At 65.0% G+C, this 13,147-nt stretch carries 13 protein-coding genes; all 13 read left to right on the forward strand.

Features of this window, described 5'->3' with window-relative positions; all coding sequences use genetic code 11:
• Window positions 1–930 carry a translation elongation factor Ts gene (gene tsf / locus RRU_RS08235; RefSeq protein ID WP_011389462.1) on the forward strand — a complete coding sequence of 310 codons (930 nt, stop codon included), beginning with the start codon at window positions 1–3 and terminating at the stop codon, window positions 928–930.
• 182 nt (window positions 931–1,112) lie between these two features.
• The gene (gene pyrH, locus RRU_RS08240; RefSeq protein ID WP_011389463.1) at window positions 1,113–1,865 is read left to right on the forward strand and encodes a UMP kinase; all 753 of its coding nucleotides are present in this window, start codon (window positions 1,113–1,115) and stop codon (window positions 1,863–1,865) included.
• Between the two features lie 59 nt (window positions 1,866–1,924).
• Window positions 1,925–2,446: a ribosome recycling factor gene (gene frr, locus RRU_RS08245; RefSeq protein WP_042440402.1), complete on the forward strand. Its 522-nt coding sequence runs from the start codon at window positions 1,925–1,927 to the stop codon at window positions 2,444–2,446.
• Complete coding sequence (locus RRU_RS08250) at window positions 2,446–3,180, forward strand: isoprenyl transferase (protein ID WP_011389465.1); 735 nt, start codon at window positions 2,446–2,448, stop codon at window positions 3,178–3,180. The genes frr and RRU_RS08250 overlap by 1 nt, the downstream gene beginning before the upstream one ends.
• Window positions 3,181–3,228: 48 nt before the next feature.
• Window positions 3,229–4,035, forward strand: coding sequence for a phosphatidate cytidylyltransferase (locus tag RRU_RS08255; protein ID WP_011389466.1), 807 nt, complete (start codon window positions 3,229–3,231; stop codon window positions 4,033–4,035).
• A complete protein-coding gene (locus RRU_RS08260) occupies window positions 4,032–5,234 on the forward strand; it encodes a 1-deoxy-D-xylulose-5-phosphate reductoisomerase (protein WP_011389467.1) in 1,203 nt (400 codons plus the stop codon). Before RRU_RS08255 ends, RRU_RS08260 begins: the two co-directional genes overlap by 4 nt.
• 183 nt (window positions 5,235–5,417) lie before the next feature.
• Window positions 5,418–6,521: an RIP metalloprotease RseP gene (gene rseP, locus RRU_RS08265; RefSeq protein WP_011389468.1), complete on the forward strand. Its 1,104-nt coding sequence runs from the start codon at window positions 5,418–5,420 to the stop codon at window positions 6,519–6,521.
• A 103-nt stretch (window positions 6,522–6,624) separates the two neighbouring features.
• Entirely contained in the window at window positions 6,625–8,961 is a 2,337-nt protein-coding gene (gene bamA, locus RRU_RS08270; RefSeq protein WP_042440405.1) for an outer membrane protein assembly factor BamA, read from the forward strand.
• Window positions 8,962–8,965: 4 nt separating this feature from the next.
• Entirely contained in the window at window positions 8,966–9,562 is a 597-nt protein-coding gene (locus RRU_RS08275) for an OmpH family outer membrane protein (RefSeq protein WP_011389470.1), read from the forward strand.
• 169 nt (window positions 9,563–9,731) lie between these two features.
• Complete coding sequence (fabZ, locus tag RRU_RS08280; RefSeq protein WP_011389471.1) at window positions 9,732–10,226, forward strand: 3-hydroxyacyl-ACP dehydratase FabZ; 495 nt, start codon at window positions 9,732–9,734, stop codon at window positions 10,224–10,226.
• A 30-nt stretch (window positions 10,227–10,256) separates the two neighbouring features.
• Window positions 10,257–11,054, forward strand: coding sequence for an acyl-ACP--UDP-N-acetylglucosamine O-acyltransferase (gene lpxA / locus RRU_RS08285; protein WP_011389472.1), 798 nt, complete (start codon window positions 10,257–10,259; stop codon window positions 11,052–11,054).
• 11 nt (window positions 11,055–11,065) lie between these two features.
• Window positions 11,066–11,926 (forward strand): LpxI family protein, encoded by an 861-nt coding sequence (locus tag RRU_RS08290; RefSeq protein ID WP_011389473.1) that lies wholly within the window; start codon window positions 11,066–11,068, stop codon window positions 11,924–11,926.
• A complete protein-coding gene (lpxB, locus tag RRU_RS08295) occupies window positions 11,923–13,146 on the forward strand; it encodes a lipid-A-disaccharide synthase (protein ID WP_011389474.1) in 1,224 nt (407 codons plus the stop codon). The genes RRU_RS08290 and lpxB overlap by 4 nt, the downstream gene beginning before the upstream one ends.
• Window position 13,147 lies beyond the last annotated feature (1 nt).

Consider the following 13,147-nt stretch of genomic DNA (forward strand, 5'->3'; position numbering starts at 1 on the left):
ATGGCCGAGATCACCGCCGCCCTCGTCAAGAGCCTGCGCGAGCAGACCGGCGCAGGCATGATGGATTGCAAGAAGGCCCTGACCGAAACCGCGGGTGACGTGGAAGCCGCCATCGACTGGCTGCGCAAGAAGGGCCTCGCCGCCGCCGCCAAGAAGGCCGGGCGCACCGCCTCGGAAGGTCTGGTCGGCATCGCCACCGCCGGCACCGCCGGCGCCGTCGTCGAAGTCAACGCCGAGACCGATTTCGTCGCCCGCAACGATACCTTCCAGGGCTTCGTCGAAACCGTCGCCTCGCTGACCCTGGCGGCCAAGGGCGATATCGAAGCGCTGAAGTCCGCCGCCTATCCCGGTGGCGAAGGGCGCACCGTCGAGGCCCAGGTGACCCATCTGATCGCCACCATCGGCGAGAACATGCAGCTGCGCCGCAGCGCCGCGCTTGAGGTCGAGCAGGGCGTCGTCACCAGCTACATGCACACCGCCGTCAAGCCCGGTCTGGGCAAGATCGGCGTGCTCGTCGCCCTCAAGTCGGCGGCCGATCCGGCCAAGCTCGACGAATTGGGCCGTCAGATCGCCATGCATGTCGCCGCCGCCCAGCCGCGCTACGCCTTCATTTCCGAAGTCGACGCCGAAGCCCTCGATCGCGAGCGCTCGGTGCTGAGCGAGCAGGCCAAGGCCTCGGGCAAGCCCGACGCCATCATCGAGAAGATGGTCGAAGGCCGCCTGCGCAAGTTCTACGAGGAAGTGGTCCTGACCGAGCAGATCTTCGTTATCGATGGCGAGACCAAGATCGCCAAGGTCCTGGAGAAGGCCGGCAAGGATCTGGGCGCGCCGATCGAGCTGGGTGGCTTCGTCCGCTTCCAGCTTGGCGAGGGCATCGAGAAGGAAGAGAGCGATTTCGCCGCCGAGGTCGCCGCTCAGCTGAAGAAGTAAGGCACTTTCGCCCATAAAGCGTCAAACGCCTGTTGGCCGCCGGGTTCGGGTCTCTTATGATCCGGCCCGGCGGTCGTCTGTTCCCGCCTGGGGTCTCGTAGCCGGGGCGCGGAGCTTAAAAATCACCAATCGACCAGGACGACATCGCCGGCCGACCGCGCGGCGACAAGGGAGCTAACCGAATGTCCGAGGATCAACCCCACGCCAATGGCGCCTACTACCGCCGGGTCCTGCTCAAGCTTTCCGGGGAGGGCCTGCTGGGGAACAAGGAATTCGGTCTGGATCTGGAAATGGTCGACCGCGTGGCCGGCGAGGTCAAGGCCGCCCATGATCGCGGCATTCAGGTTTGTCTGGTGATCGGCGGCGGCAATATCTTCCGCGGCATCTCGACCGCCGCCAAGGGCATGGACCGCACCAGCGCCGATTACATGGGCATGCTGGCCACGGTGATGAACGCCCTGGCCGTGCAGAACGCCCTGGAAAAACGCGGCGTGCAAACCCGCGTCCAGTCGGCGATCCCGATGTCGATGGTCTGCGAGCCCTATATCCGCCGCCGGGCGATCCGCCATATGGAAAAGGGCCGGGTGGTGATTTTCGCCGCCGGCACCGGCAATCCCTTCTTCACCACCGATACCGCCGCCGCCCTGCGCGCCGTCGAGATGAATTGCGACGCCATCCTCAAGGCGACCCAGGTCGATGGGGTCTATTCCGCCGATCCCAACAAGGTGCCCGACGCCGTGCGCTTCGAGAGCCTGACCTTCACCGACGTGCTGACGCGCGATCTGCGGGTGATGGATACCTCGGCCATCGCCTTGGCGCGCGACAACAACATCCCTATAGTGGTGTTTTCCCTGCACACCCCTGGCGCTCTGGCCGATGTCCTTGATCGCCGGGGCCGTTTCACCGAGATCCTCTGCGACAGTCACCAGGAGTAAGAACAGTGTCCGATGGCGCTTCCAGTTTCGACACCTTGAAAGCCGACCTCAGGCACCGCATGGATACGGCGGTCGAAGTCTTGCGCAAGGATTTCGCGGGGCTGCGGACCGGCCGGGCGTCGACGAGCCTGCTCGATTCCGTGATGGTCGAGGCCTATGGTCAGGCCATGCCCTTGGCCCAGGTGGCGACGGTCAGCGTTCCCGAGCCGCGCATGATTAGCGTTCAGGTCTGGGACCGCGGAATGGCCAAGGCCGTCGACAAGGCGATCCGCGACGCCGGCCTCGGCCTCAATCCGGCCTCCGACGGCCAGCTTATCCGCGTGCCCATTCCGCCGCTGAACGAAGAGCGCCGCACCGAGCTGACCAAGGTCGCGGGCAAATATGCCGAGCAGACCCGTGTCGCCGTGCGCAACGTCCGTCGCGATGGCATGGACCAGCTCAAGAAGATGGAAAAGGATAGCGCCATCAGCCAGGACGAACACAAGAAGTTCGGCGCCGAGGTTCAGGCCTTGACCGATGAGACGATCCGTCGTCTCGACGAGGCCCTGGCCCATAAGGAACAGGAGATCATGCAAGTCTGATGCAGGCCGATCCCGTGCCTTTGTTCGACGGCTCAGCCCCGTCGTCTTTCCATGTCGCCATTATCATGGATGGCAACGGGCGCTGGGCCCATGCGCGTGGCCTGCCAAGGACGGCGGGGCACAAGCGCGGGGCCGAATCCGTCCGTCGGGTGGTCGAGGCCGCTCCCGAACTGGGCATCAGCCATCTGACGCTTTTCGGTTTCTCCTCGGAGAACTGGAAGCGGCCGGAGGGCGAGATCAGCGACCTGATGGGGCTGCTGCGACTTTACCTGCGCAACGAGATCCGCGATCTCAAGCGCAACGGCGTGCGTCTGCGGGTGATCGGCCGGCGGGAACGCTTCTCGCGCGATATCGTCGCCCTGATCGAGGACGGCGAGAGCGATACCCGCGACAACGATCGCCTGCATCTGACCATCGCCCTGAATTATGGCGGGCGTCAGGAGATCGCCGACGCGGCGCGGGCCCTGGCCCGCGAGGTGGCGGCGGGCCGCCTTGATCCCGAAGCGATCGACGAGGAGGTGCTGGGCCAGCGCCTGCTCACCGATGATCTGCCCGATCCCGACGTTTTGGTGCGAACCAGCGGCGAACAGCGGATCAGCAATTTTCTGTTGTGGCAAATCGCCTATTCCGAACTGGTCTTCTCCCCCGTACTCTGGCCCGAGTTCTCGCGCGATGATCTTGCCGCCGCGGTGGCCGACTTCCATCAGCGCGAACGCCGCTTCGGCGGAGTATAAGGAAGGGCCCGGCGGTCGAAGGTCCCCGGGATCATCAGGGAGAGGTCCTTGCTCAAGACGCGTATCCTGTCGGCCCTGGTGCTGGCTCCGCCGGTGCTCGCCGCCGCTTTCTTCGGATCACCCTGGTTCGACGCCCTGGCCGCCCTGGCCGGCGCGCTGATGGCCTGGGAATGGATCCGGCTTTGCCGGGGTGGTTTCGGTCTGACGGGCTGGACCATGGCCGCGCTGATGGCCTTGACCGGCGCCCTGGCCACCCGGTTCCCCCTTGATGTCCTGCTTGGCCTCGCCCTGGCCACGCCGATGATCCGTCTGGCGATGGCCGGCGAGGATCGCCTGCGCGGCGGCATGGAGGAGGAGGGGCCGTGGTGGATCACCGCCGGCGTGCCTTATCTGGGGCTGCCTTTGGTCGCCCTGGTGTGGATCCGTGGCGAGGGCGGCTGGGAAACCCTGTTCTGGCTGCTGGCCGTGGTCTGGGCCACCGATATCGGCGCCTATGCCTGCGGGCGCACCCTGGGCGGACCTTTGCTCGCCCCGCGCATCAGCCCGAAAAAGACATGGTCGGGCCTGCTGGGCGGCATGGGTAGCGCCGCCCTGGCCGGTTGGGGGCTGGCTTTGGCCTTTGGCTATGCGCCGCCGCTGTGGGTCATCCTTTTCGCGCCGGGTCTGGCGGTCATCGCCCAGGCCGGCGACTTGTTCGAATCCTCGATGAAGCGGCGCTTCAACGTCAAGGATTCGAGTAATCTCATCCCCGGTCACGGGGGACTCCTCGACAGGGTCGACGGACTGCTGGCGGCGGCGCCGCCGGTGGCCTGCGTCGTCGCCCTGCAAGGCGGCGGCATAGGACTTTGGCAATGAGCGGCACGGCGAACGGCACCCCCCGGCGGGTCAGCATCCTCGGGTCCACCGGTTCCATCGGCAAGAACACCCTTGATCTCATCGGCCGCTCTCCCGAGCGCTATCAGGTGGTCGCCCTGACCGCCAATGGCAATGCCGAGGCCCTGGCCGCCCAGGCCAAGGCGACGCGGGCCGAGATCGCCGTGGTCGCCGACGAGGCGGCCTATGGCCGGCTGAAAGAGGCCCTGGCCGGCAGTGGCATCGAAGCCGCCGCCGGGCCGCAAGCGGTGTGCGAGGCCGCCGCGCGGGATGCCGATTGGGTGATGGCCGCCATCGTCGGCGCCGCCGGTCTGGCCCCGACCCTGGCCGCCGTGGAACGGGGCGCCACCATCGCCCTGGCCAATAAGGAATGCCTGGTCTGCGCCGGCGATCTGTTCATGGCCGAGATCCGCCGCGCCGGGGCGACCTTCCTGCCCGTTGATTCCGAACACAACGCCATCTTCCAAGTCTTTGATTTTGAGAAGAAAGAGCGCATCGAGCGCATCATTTTGACCGCTTCGGGCGGTCCCTTCCGCGACTGGACGCGCGAGGCGATGGCCAAGGCCACGCCCGAGCAGGCGGTCGCCCATCCCAATTGGTCGATGGGCGCCAAGATCAGCGTCGATTCGGCCTCGATGTTCAACAAGGGCCTGGAATTCATTGAGGCCTATCACATTTTCGGCATCGCGCCCGAGCGCATCGAGATCCTGGTCCACCCGCAATCGGTGATCCATTCGATGGTCGGCTATGTCGATGGCTCGGTGCTCGCCCAATTGGGCTCGCCCGATATGCGCACGCCGATCGCCTATTGTCTGGCTTGGCCCGATCGCATGGTGGCCCCGGTGCCCCATCTCGATTTCCCCAAGCTGGGCCACATGGATTTCCGCGCGCCCGATCCCGATCGCTTCCCGGCGATCCGCATCGTCCGCGAGACCCTGCGCCGGGGCGGCGTGGCGCCGACGGCGATGAACGCCGCCAACGAGGTGGCGGTGGCCGGCTTCCTTGGCCGCCAGATCGGCTTCCTCGATATCCCCGCCGTGGTCGAGGCGACGATCAACGATGTCATGGCCGGGCCCCTGGGCAATCAGGCGGTGGACCATCTTGACGCCGTGATGGCCGTCGATGGCGAAGCCCGGCGGATCGCCGCCGGTCACGCCCTGGCCCACGCCGCGGCCGCCTGACCGGGGATTGCGTCGGTCGGTTTCTTATCTTTTCCCCCTTGGCCTCGGTCTGGGGCCCCCTTGCGCGACATCGCCGGGTCGCGCGGGGCGGGTCCGCCGTCTGTCGTCTCGCCTTGCCCGGTGTTCGATGATAGAACAAGGGTTCTGCTAGGGGTGATCGTTTCCTTTTGATTGGGTCCGTCCATGCTCGATCTGCTGCATACCGTCTTGTCTTTTCTGGTGGTTTTGACCGCCGTCGTCTTCGTTCACGAGTTCGGCCATTTTCTGGTCGCCCGCTTGAACGGCGTTCGGGTCGAGGTGTTCTCGATCGGCTTCGGCCGCGAGCTGTTTGGCTTCAACGATCGCTACGGCACGCGCTGGCGTCTCAGCCTGCTGCCGCTGGGCGGCTATGTGCGGTTCTTTGGCGATGCCGATGAGACCAGCGGCACGGCCGAGACTACCCGGCCATTGTCCAAGGCCGAAGAGGCGGTTTCCTTCCATCACAAGCGGGTTGGTCAGCGTTTCGCTATCGTCCTGGCCGGACCGATGGCCAATTTCCTGTTTTCCATCGTGGTGTTCGCCGGCCTCTATATGACCATCGGCCAGCCCCATTCGGCGCCGGTGGTCGGCGAGGTGATCGCCGGCAGCGCCGCCGCCGAGGCCGGACTGTTGGCCGGCGATCGCATCGTGGCCATCGACGGCACGCCGATAGACCGCTTCCAGGATGTGCGCCGGGTGGTGCCGCTGTCGAACGGCGCGCCGTTGCATATCGATATCCTGCGCGACAACGCCCCGCTGGCCGTGATCGCCCTGCCGCGGATGGTCGAGACCGACGACGGTCTGGGCAATAAGGTCCAGGTCGCCCAACTCGGGGTCAAGGTCAGCCTGTCCCAGGCCGATGTCCAGCGCCTTGGTCCGCTTGACGCCCTTGGTCAGGCCGTGGGCCAGACGTGGCAGCTTTCGGCCGACACCCTGACCTACCTGGGGCAGGTGGTGCGCGGCAACCGCTCCGCCGAGGAATTGGGCGGGCCGGTGCGCATCGCCCAATTCTCGGGCAAGGCGGCCGAGCGTGGGGTCCTCGATCTGGTGACGTTTATCGCCCTGCTTTCGGTTAACCTCGGATTGATCAACCTTTTTCCCATTCCGATGCTCGACGGCGGACACCTGATGTTTTACACCATAGAGGCCCTGCGGGGTCGGCCGCTGGGCGCGCGCGCCCAGGAATACGGTCTGCGGTTTGGTTTGGCTTTGGTTCTTGCCATGATGGTGTTCGCCACGTGGAACGATCTCAGCTTGATCAATTGGTGATGCATTGAACGGATCGGCGTGGTTTACTGCGCGGCGTGCCGAAATCGGCGGATCTGGACGGAAGAGAAGCGTGGGAAATACCGTGAATAAGATCGCCGGATTTATGGGTGCTTTCGCGCTTCTCTTGACAGCCCTTTCAAGCACCCAACCCGCCGCCGCCCAATCGGCCGGCGGCCAAAGGGCAGCGGCGCAACGGGGCGGCGCCTTCACCGCTCCCGGCCTTGGTGGCACCATCGATCGCATCGTCATCGAGGGAACCCAGCGCATCGATCCCGAAACCGTGCTCACCTATATGACGGTGCGCGAGGGCGATGTTTATGACGCGGGCAAGGTCGATCGCTCGCTGAAGAACCTGTTCGAGACCGGGCTGTTCGCCGATGTCAGCATGCGCCACGAGGGCGGCCGGCTGGTGGTGAGCGTGGCCGAGAACCCGATCATCAACCGCATCGCCTTCGAGGGGAACCGGCGGATCAAGGATCCGCAGTTGGAGACCGAGATCCAGCTGCGCCCGCGCGTCGTCTATACCCGGGCCAAGGTCCAAGAAGACGTGCAGCGCATCCTCGAGCTTTATCGCCGCTCGGGCCGCTATGCGGTGTCGGTTGAACCCAAGGTCATCGCCCTGGATCAGAACCGGGTCGATCTCGCCTTCGAGATCAACGAGGGCCCCTCGACCACGGTTCGCCGTATCTCCTTCGTCGGCAACAAGGTTTACGACGATTCCGCCCTACGCGAGGTCGTCGAGACCTCCGAGGAGGCCTGGTATCGCTTCTTGTCGTCGACCGACACCTATGATCCCGACCGCCTGACCTATGACCGCGAATTGCTGCGCCGTCATTACTTGAAGAACGGCTATGCGGATTTCCAGGTGAAGTCGGCCATCGCCGAACTGTCGACCGACCGCCAAGCTTTTTTCATGACCTTCACGGTGAGCGAGGGCGAGCGCTATCGCTTCGGCCCGGTCGGTTTGGAAACGACGCTGGCCGAACTTGATCCCGAAGCCCTGCGCGGCGTCATCACCTTCAAGGACGGCGATTGGTATTCGGCCGACAAGGTGGAGGCCGCCGTCCAGAAGCTGACCGACGAGGTCGGTAATCGCGGCTTCGCCTTTGTCGATGTCAAGCCGCGGGTGACCCGTGATGCCGACAAGCGCACCATCGCCATCACCTTCCAGATCGACGAGGGCCCGCGCGCCTTCGTGGAACGCATCGATATCAACGGCAATGTCCGCACCCTTGACGAGGTCGTGCGCCGCGAGATGATGCTGTCGGAAGGCGACGCCTTCAATTCCGCCAAGCTGCGCCGCTCGCGTCAGCGCATCCAGGATCTTGGCTTCTTCGAAAAGGTCGAGGTCAACAACGAGCCCTCTCCGACCGCGCCCGACCGCACCGTGGTCAAAGTGGACGTGACCGAGAAATCGACGGGCGAGGTCTCGTTCGGCGTCGGTTGGTCAAGCTCGGTCGGCGCCATCATCGAAGTGGGCCTGCGCGAGCGCAATCTTCTGGGCCGGGGTCAGGATCTCAAGGCCAGCGTCAGCTGGGCTCAGCGTCGCAGCCAGGTCGATATCAGCTTCACCGAGCCCTATTTCCTGGACCGCCGCCTGCGCGCCGGCGTCGATCTTTACGCCATCGAACGCGACCTGAAGAAAGAAAGCTCTTACGATTACCGGACCTATGGCACGGCCTTGCGTCTGGGCTATAACTACAACGAAAATCTCGGCCATACCTTCAAGTACACGGCCGAGTTCAACGAGATCACCGACGTCAAAAGCGACGCCTCGCGGTTCATCAAGAACCAGGACGACAAGACCTATCTGTCGATGATCGGCCATGTCCTGACCTATGATCGCCGGGACAGCAAGCTTGATCCCAAGGACGGCTATGTCCTGTCGCTTGGCAATGACATGGCCGGCTTGGGCGGCAGCGAGTATTTCTTGCGCAGCGATGCCAAGGCGGCCTATTACGCCCCGATCGGCGATTGGTTCGACTGGAACCCCACCTGGGGGCTGACCGTCAAGGGCGGGGCTGGCTATATGTTCGGCCTGGGCAAGGACGTGAACATCAACCAGCGCTATAATCTGGGTGGCACCAATCTGCGCGGCTTCGCCAACGCCGGTGCCAGCCCGCGCGATGCCGACACCGATGATGCCCTGGGCGGCAACTGGGTCACCACCGGCAGCGTCGAAGTCGCCGTTCCCCTGGGTCTGCCGGCCGAACTGGGCCTGAGCGGCCGTCTGTTCAGCGACTTCGGCATGATCGGCAAGCCCGATGATTTCGACGAGGCCTTGATGGATGGCGCGGTCTCGCCCAGGCTGTCGGCCGGCGCCGGTGTCACCTGGGTCTCTCCGGTCGGACCGATTTCGGTCGACCTGGGCTACCCGCTTGTCAAAGAGAAATTTGACAAGACCGAAGTCTTCCGTCTCTCCTTTGGATCGAGGTTCTAAGAAAATGCGTTTCCTGAAAGGCGCACGGCTGCTCGTCGTGGCGGCGTCGGTCGCCCTGAGCATTCCGGCCGTCCAGGCGGCCGAGGGTGACTCCTTTCCCAATGCGAGCATGGGCGTCATCGACGTTCAGCAGATCCTGAGCGAGGCCACCTCGGCGCAAGGCGCGCGGGCGGCCCGCGACAAGTATCTGGAAAGCTATTCCGAGCAGGCGCGCAAGGAAGAGCAGGCCCTCCACGACGCCCAGGCCAAGCTGGCCCGGGAAGCCGATCAGGGAAGCGACGCTTTCAAGAAGAAGCGCCAGGATTTCGAAAAAAAGGTTAACGCCTTCCAGACCAAATTCTCGGCGCTGCGCCAGAACCTGGATCGCGCCATGGCCCAGGCCCTGGGGCAGGTCCAGGACGCGATCATCAACAAGTCCAACGAGGTCGCCGGCGAGCGCGGCATCAATCTGGTGCTTTATCGCAATCAGGTCTTGCTGTTTGATCCGCGCATGAGCATGACCGACGAGGTCTTGAAGCGGGTGAATGCCGAATTGCCGTCGGTGACCTTCCCCGATCCGGAAAGCTTGGCCAAGAAGCAGCCGGCGAAGGCAAGCAAGTAAAGCCCGCACGGCGGTCGCCGGGGCGGAATGGGTTTCCGCCCGGCGAAGGTGTCGCGGCGGGTGGGGGGAGGCCCGGCGGCAAAGCCGGGGCTCCCAACGACTTTGGGAAGGCGTCGGCATTGGGGGCACCAAGCGAACGCGCCGCTTCCGTGGAATGGGACGATTGGGCATGACAGAGACGGTGCAGGCGGATCCGCAGGAAAACCAGGTTCGGACGACGGTCGATATCGCACGGATTATCGATATGATTCCGCACCGTTATCCCTTCTTGATGGTCGACAAGTTGATCGACATGGTGCGCGGTGAAAGCGCCATCGGCATCAAGAACGTGACGATCAACGAGCCCTTCTTCCAGGGCCATTTCCCCAATCGACCCGTGATGCCCGGCGTGCTGATCGTCGAGGCGATGGCGCAGACCGCCGCCGTTCTGGTGGTTGAAACCCTTGGGGTGCGGGCCGAGGGCAAGATCGTCTATTTCATGATCGTCGAGAACGCCCGCTTCCGCAAACCGGTGATTCCGGGGGATCAGCTGCGCCTGCATGTCGCGAAGGAACGTCATCGCGGCAATGTGTGGAAGTTCCGCGGCGTGGCCAAGGTCGACGAGGTCGTTGTCGCCGAGGCGACCTTCGCGGCGATGATCATGGACGAAGAGCCCCAGCCCTAATCCCCCCTATCCTTGAGAGCCTGCCCCATTATGCCGAGCATTCATCCGACCGCGATCGTCGACCCCAAGGCCGACCTTGGCCACTCCGTTTCCATCGGCCCCTATTGCCTTGTCGGTCCCGAGGTCGTCCTTGGTGACGGCGTCGAACTGGTCAGTCATGTCGTCGTCGCCGGAAACACCACCATCGGCGCCTCTACCCGCGTCTTCCCCTTCGCGTCTTTGGGCACCGTTCCCCAGGATCTGAAGTACCACGGCGAGGCGACCCGCCTGGTCATCGGCGCCAACAACACCATCCGCGAACACGTCACCATGAACCCGGGAACCGAGGGCGGTGGCGGGTTGACCGAGGTGGGCAGCAACAGCTTGTTCATGATCGGCACCCATGTCGCCCATGACTGCAAGATCGGCGACGGCATCGTCGCCGCCAACAGCGTGCTGATGGGCGGTCATGTGGTGGTGGGCGATTGCGCCGTTCTGGGCGGCGGTTCGGCCATCCATCAGTTCGTGCGGATCGGCAAGCATGCCATGGTCGGCGGGCTGTCGGCCGTTGAATCCGATGTCATTCCCTTTGGCTCGGTCATCGGCAATCGGGCCAAGCTGGCCGGTTTGAACATCGTTGGCATGAAGCGCCGGGGCTTTGCCCGCGAAGAGATCCACGCCCTGCGCAACGCCTATAAGCTGCTGTTCGCCGAGAACGTCGTGGCCGAGCAGCTTGAAACCATCGAGAAGACCTTTCCCGACTCCACGGTCGTGCGCGAGGTTGTCGCCTTCATCCGCGCGGACTCGTCGCGCGGGCTGTGCCGCCCCATCGACGGCGACGCGGCCTAGGAGAGGCGGGGATGACGCCCGCCAGCGCCCGCCAGGAGCAATCGGTTCTGGCGATCATCGCCGGCGGTGGCGATCTGCCCAAGCGGGTGGTCGAAGCCTGTCAGGCCCAGGGGCGGCCCTTCGTGGTCGTCGGCCTGAACGGTCAGGCCGAAACCACCGGCTGGCCGCCCGGGGTTCCCCATCAGTGGACCCGCCTTGGCAAATGCGGCGGCATGGCCGAGGATTTGCGCGATCGCGGCATCCTGCATTTGTGCATGGCCGGCCGGGTCAAGCGCCCCAGCCTCGTCAGCCTGCTGCCCGATTGGCGGACGGCGGCCTTCCTGGCCAAGGTCGGCGCCGCAGCTTTGGGCGATGACGGCCTGCTTTCGGCCATTGTCCGCGAGTTGGAAAGCAACGGCTTCACCATCGAAGCCCCCGATCAGGTGATCGGCGCCCGTCCGCTGGGGGCCGGGGTGATCGGCCGCATCGTTCCCGATGATCAGGCGCGGCGCGATCTCGCCCATGCCTTCCGCATGGCCAAGGCGCTTGGCGCCCTGGATATCGGCCAGGGGGTGGTGGTCCAGCAGGGGTTGGTGCTGGCCGTCGAGGCCATCGAGGGCACCGACGCCATGCTTGAACGCTGCGCTTGTCTGTTGCGCGACGGTCCCGGAGCTGTTCTGGTCAAGGCCTGCAAGCCCCAGCAGGATCGCCGTGTCGATCTGCCGGCCCTGGGCGCGCGCACGCTGGAGGTCGCCGCCCGCGCCGGCTTGCGCGGTGTCGGCTTCGAGGCCGGCGCGGTGGTGCTGCTTGATCCGGCGGGCCTGGGCAAGCGCGCCGATGACCTTGGCCTGTTCTTTGTGGGGCTGAGCGCCGAAGGGGAGGTGCCGTCATGACCACGACAGACCAGGATCAGGGACCGCTGATCTATATCATCGCCGGCGAGCCCTCGGGGGATCAACTGGGCGCCCAGATCATGCGCGGGCTCAAGATCGAGACCGCCGGCCGGGTCCGCTTCGCCGGCATCGGCGGTGAACAGATGGCCGAAGAGGGGCTGAACAGTCTGGTTCCGCTGACGGAACTGGCGGTGATGGGCTTTTTGGAAGTCATCCCCAGCGCGCTGCGCATTCTGCGGCGCCTTCGCCAGACCCTTGCCGATATCGCCCTCAAGCGCCCCGATGCGGTGGTGACCATCGATTCCTGGGGCTTTACCGGGCGCATTCATGCTGGCCTGAAAAAGGCCGGCAACCCGGCGGTGCGCCTCCATTATGTCGCGCCGATGGTCTGGGCCTGGAACGCCGGCCGTGTGCATCATGTCGCCGCCCGGGTTGACCATCTGATGTGCCTGTGGCCATTCGAGCCGCCTTTGTTTGAGGCCGCCGGTCTGGCCAGCAGCCATGTCGGTCATCCGGTGATCGAAACCCCGGCCGGGGCGGGCAATGGCCCGGCCTTTCGCCAAGCCCATGATATCGCCGCCGAGGCCCCCCTGCTTGTCGTTCTGCCGGGCAGCCGGCGCGGCGAGGTGCGGCGCCTGCTGCCGGTCTTCGCCGCCGCTGTCGAGAAACTGGCCGACCGCCACCCCGATCTGCGGGTGGTTATTCCGACCCTGACCTATCTGCGCAGCTATTTGCTCGATGAAACCGCCTCCTGGCCGGTCGAGGTCAGCGTGGTCACCGGGCAAAGCGGCAAGTTCGACGCCTTCGCCGCCGCCAACGCGGCGATCGCCGCCTCGGGAACCGTCAGCCTGGAACTGGCGATGGCCGGAACCCCCCATCTCATCGCCTATCGGGTGAACGGATTGACGGCCGAGATCGCCAAGCGGCTGGTGACGGTGCGCTTCGCCGATATGGTCAACATCCTGTTGGACCGCCCGGCGATCCCCGAATTGCTCCAGACCGAATGCACCCCGGCCAAACTGGCCGAGACCGCCGAAAGGCTGATGACCGACGAAACCACGCGCCGCGACCAGCGCGCCGCCATGGCCGAAGCGGTCAGTCAGCTGGGCGGACGGGATGATCCCCCCTCGCGCCGCGCCGCCCGCCTGATCTTGTCCAAGATCGCCCTAGAGCGGGATGGCGAAAAGTGTGCGCGGTTTTCGCCTAAGATCCCGCTCTAAC

The sequence above is a fragment of the Rhodospirillum rubrum ATCC 11170 genome, assembly GCF_000013085.1.
In the GTDB taxonomy this organism is placed as follows: Bacteria; Pseudomonadota; Alphaproteobacteria; order Rhodospirillales; family Rhodospirillaceae; genus Rhodospirillum; species Rhodospirillum rubrum.

Bases quoted from the DNA above. Each gene is read 5' to 3' on its own strand.
- tsf (WP_011389462.1), top strand. From the start codon at position 1: ATGGCCGAGATCACCGCCGCCCTCGTCAAGAGCCTGCGCGAGCAGACC.
- pyrH (WP_011389463.1), top strand. From the start codon at position 1,113: ATGTCCGAGGATCAACCCCACGCCAATGGCGCCTACTACCGCCGGGTC.
- frr (WP_042440402.1), top strand. From the start codon at position 1,925: ATGGATACGGCGGTCGAAGTCTTGCGCAAGGATTTCGCGGGGCTGCGG.
- RRU_RS08250 (WP_011389465.1), top strand. From the start codon at position 2,446: ATGCAGGCCGATCCCGTGCCTTTGTTCGACGGCTCAGCCCCGTCGTCT.
- RRU_RS08260 (WP_011389467.1), top strand. From the start codon at position 4,032: ATGAGCGGCACGGCGAACGGCACCCCCCGGCGGGTCAGCATCCTCGGG.
- rseP (WP_011389468.1), top strand. From the start codon at position 5,418: ATGCTCGATCTGCTGCATACCGTCTTGTCTTTTCTGGTGGTTTTGACC.
- bamA (WP_042440405.1), top strand. From the start codon at position 6,625: ATGGGTGCTTTCGCGCTTCTCTTGACAGCCCTTTCAAGCACCCAACCC.
- RRU_RS08275 (WP_011389470.1), top strand. From the start codon at position 8,966: ATGCGTTTCCTGAAAGGCGCACGGCTGCTCGTCGTGGCGGCGTCGGTC.
- fabZ (WP_011389471.1), top strand. From the start codon at position 9,732: ATGACAGAGACGGTGCAGGCGGATCCGCAGGAAAACCAGGTTCGGACG.
- lpxA (WP_011389472.1), top strand. From the start codon at position 10,257: ATGCCGAGCATTCATCCGACCGCGATCGTCGACCCCAAGGCCGACCTT.
- RRU_RS08290 (WP_011389473.1), top strand. From the start codon at position 11,066: ATGACGCCCGCCAGCGCCCGCCAGGAGCAATCGGTTCTGGCGATCATC.
- lpxB (WP_011389474.1), top strand. From the start codon at position 11,923: ATGACCACGACAGACCAGGATCAGGGACCGCTGATCTATATCATCGCC.